This window comes from Paenibacillus radicis (ex Xue et al. 2023), from assembly GCF_024722015.1.
Classification (GTDB): Bacteria; Bacillota; Bacilli; order Paenibacillales; family NBRC-103111; genus Paenibacillus_S.
In genome coordinates this window covers 1-2,887 of record NZ_JANQBD010000067.1, presented here as the reverse complement: position 1 = coordinate 2,887, position 2,887 = coordinate 1, and the positions used below count along the sequence as shown (strand labels likewise).

Annotated in this window: 2 protein-coding genes, 3 rRNA genes and 1 riboswitch; of the genes, 2 read left to right on the top strand and 3 right to left on the bottom strand. The window is 40.6% G+C overall.

What is annotated here, in order from left to right:
• Positions 1-214 (bottom strand): 16S ribosomal RNA (locus tag NV381_RS38050); the annotation flags it as partial.
• Between the two features lie 446 nt (positions 215-660).
• Positions 661-802: riboswitch (cyclic di-AMP (ydaO/yuaA leader) on the top strand.
• Here NV381_RS38050 and NV381_RS38045 point away from each other — a divergent pair.
• Positions 803-1,621 carry a stalk domain-containing protein gene (locus tag NV381_RS38045; protein WP_258218448.1) on the top strand — a complete coding sequence of 273 codons (819 nt, stop codon included), beginning with the start codon at positions 803-805 and terminating at the stop codon, positions 1,619-1,621.
• 111 nt (positions 1,622-1,732) lie between these two features.
• A complete protein-coding gene (locus tag NV381_RS38040) occupies positions 1,733-2,419 on the top strand; it encodes a polysaccharide deacetylase family protein (RefSeq protein WP_258218449.1) in 687 nt (228 codons plus the stop codon).
• A 123-nt stretch (positions 2,420-2,542) separates the two neighbouring features.
• Here NV381_RS38040 and rrf read toward each other — a convergent pair.
• Together rrf and NV381_RS38030 are read right to left on the bottom strand one after the other, a co-directional pair.
• Positions 2,543-2,659: ribosomal RNA gene (gene rrf / locus NV381_RS38035) — 5S ribosomal RNA — on the bottom strand.
• 133 nt (positions 2,660-2,792) lie between these two features.
• Positions 2,793-2,887, bottom strand: a 23S ribosomal RNA gene (locus tag NV381_RS38030); the annotation flags it as partial.

The window sequence follows — 2,887 nt, the reverse complement described above, 5'->3', positions numbered from 1 at the left end:
ATTGCTCCGTGTTTCATGAACAGAACATGCGTTCCATCCAGCTATCCGCTCTTAGCTATCGTTTCCGATAGTTATCCCGGTCTTACAGGCAGGTTGCCTACGTGTTACTCACCCGTCCGCCGCTAACTGTTCCCGAAGGAACAATCCGCTCGACTTGCATGTATTAGGCACGCCGCCAGCGTTCGTCCTGAGCCAGGATCAAACTCTCCATTAAAGTTGGTCACGAAGACCGTTTAACGCAAGCTTGTCTTAAGCTCAAAAGTAATGCTAGCGAGAATTTTCATTCTCTATTTTAACACTCACTCGTTGTTCAGTTTTCAAAGGGCAATTATGGTTTGTTTTCCATCGTTTTCAACAACCTGTCAAAAGCGACCTGATTAATATACCATAACCATTTTAACATTGCAAGTCTTTTTTTAAATCATTTGTAAGTTGTTCTTTTAACACTCCGTACCGTTTATGGCCGGACGACTAATATACCACGCCGATCTAATAATAGCAAGTAATTAATACAATTAAATTTATCTGTTTATTTCTCCTATAATAGTAGTGTAATACCATCCACAGAACCTTGCTATTTAGAGGATTTTTAAGTAATACCCAAATTTAGTAATTAACTGGTTGATTTTATACATTGATCATTTAACCGAATTATGATAATTTCTACAGATGCCGAATCAAACAGATATTTGGGTTTGTACGGGGGACGATTTATTGGGGTGAATGATTGCAGGCATGCAAACTAGGGAGAATCCTCTTCCCGAATCCGTCAACTAACCTCGGAGGCACAAGGAGGGAATAAATGAAGCATTTTGTCAAAAGCGTTATTATTACATCATCCTTATTGTTTGGTTATCTTGGTCCGGTAACAAGTGCACATGCATCCCCACTAAAATCAACTGAGATCAAAGTGCAAATTAATGACAAACTAGCCAACTTTCCGGATGCCCAGCCTTTTTTGGACAACTCCCATTTACTTCAGGTGCCTATTCGCACTATGAGCGATCTCCTGGGATATGAAGCTCATCCCGAGCCTGTAGGACAAGCATGGAAAGTAACTCTTAAGAACCAAAACACTACTGTTTCTTTTACTACTGGAAGTCTTACAGCCATTGTTAATGAGAAACCTGTCGCCATTGCGTCTGCACCACAACTAGTAAACGGAAAAGTATATGTCCCTTTTAGATCCTTAGCCGACTCGCTAAAAATTCGCATACAATGGGATCCTACTAACCGCATAGCTATCCTAAATGAAGATAAGAATTATCACGCTCCAGCATGGTATGCAACTCAATTCGAGAAAATCATCAATGCCAATGCAACTGCATACACTGGATCTTCATCAGAAAATGGCGGTCATGCGAGTGTAGATTACTTTGGGAATCCTCTCCAGATAGGCACTATCTCCGTTGATCCATCAGTTATCCCTTTAGGTTCAAAGGTTTACATTGAGGGCTATAGCTATGACGGACTACCAGCTGAAGGTATGTATGCTACTGCTGCAGACATAGGCGGTTCCGTTAAAGGCAATAAGATTGACATTTATGTCCCAGATAGCAAAACAAAAGCAATGAAATTCGGAGTTCAGCAAGTAAAGATCTACATGATCAAAAATGAATAGAAAAAGATTAAAGCAATTGCTTAAAATGAGCAATTGCTTTTTTGTATATTCCTAATAAGCTTCTTGCAAACTATAGAAAGGATTCGCGAGGAGTTGATTATATTGTTTAGCATGATTAAAAAGTCAGCTGTTTGTGCACTTATTGTCGCTTTAACCACAGCAGCATCTGTAAGTCCTAATAGTGAAGTAGTTTGGAATGTTACAACGGATAAAAAGTTGATCGCTCTCACGTTTGACGATGGCCCGAACCCCGTATTCACACCTCAAATTCTTGATCTGTTAAAAGAAAACCAGGCAAAAGCAACTTTTTTTGTATTAGGGAAAAGAGTTCAAATGTATCCGACTATCGCAATTCGCGAGGTAAATGAAGGGCATGAAATCGCAAATCATACTTTTGATCATCATTACCTTAAAAATGTCTCCCCTGCCAAACTAATCGAAGAAATACGGCAAACGCAAGAGGTAATCTTTGATATAACAGAGCAGGTGCCGCATGTTTTCCGTCCGCCTGGTGGCTTTTATAATGATGCTCTGCTCGATTTAACAAAGGAAGACAAGCTTACTGTTGTTATGTGGTCGTGGTATCAGGATACTAAGGACTGGAAGAGACCTGGTGTAGATAAAATAGTGGATACGGTTCTTTCCAACGTACACAATGGGGATATTATATTATTTCATGATTTGCAGGGTGATTGTTCTCAAACTGTAGGGGCGCTGCGTAGAATTTTACCTGAGTTGAAAAAGCAAGGTTATGAATTTGTAACTGTGACCGATTTGATTACAAAAACTAAAAAATGAACTGTATTTTCTATTGGTGGATAAGACATTTTCTTGGAACAACATTAGACAAATACAACTACATTCGATTATACAAAAAAAGCAGTTGATCTACGAAAGATCAGCTGCTTTTTTGTGTTTTTTGCTTGGCAACGTCCTACTCTCCCAAGACCCTGCGGTCTAAGTACCATTGGCGCTGGAGGGCTTAACGGTCGTGTTCGAGATGGGAACGCGTGGTTCCCCTCCGCCATCATCACCAAACGAATGTCAAGGTTATTCCTTGAAAACTAGATCCGAAACAAGCAGCGTCGAGCAACGCTATATATTTTCACGGTTTCCTCACAACGTATTCGGAGTCAGCTTCAACGCTTCTCTCCACTTTGTGGGGTTCTTTTTGGATAAGCCCTCGACCGATTAGTATTCGTCAGCTCCATACCTTGCGGCACTTCCACCCCGAACCTATCAACCTCGTCGTCTTCAAGGGGTCTT